Below are 246 nucleotides of genomic sequence, written 5' to 3' on the forward strand. Positions count from 1 at the left end.
GCGCTCCAGGATCAGGGCACGGTAGCTCTCCCGGGTCGCCGCCCAGTCGATCCCGGCCTGGAGGTTCGGCACCGGCACCAGGACGTAGAGGGCGGTGTGCCCCGCCGGCGCCATGCCGCCGTCGGTGTCGCCGGCATGCTGGACGTAGAGGGAGGGCTGCATCGGCAGCGTCCCCTCGGTGATCTCCCGGTTGTTGCGCTCATAGCCGTCGGCCAGGAGGATCGTGTGGTGCCCCAGACTGTCCGG

Annotated in this window: 1 pseudogene; it reads right to left on the reverse strand. The window is 71.1% G+C overall.

The features are described 5' to 3' along the window. A pseudogene (locus tag AC0IY0_RS28920) lies at positions 1-246 on the reverse strand (phytoene desaturase); the annotation flags it as partial.

This window comes from Methylobacterium sp. AC315 (genome assembly GCF_979253755.1).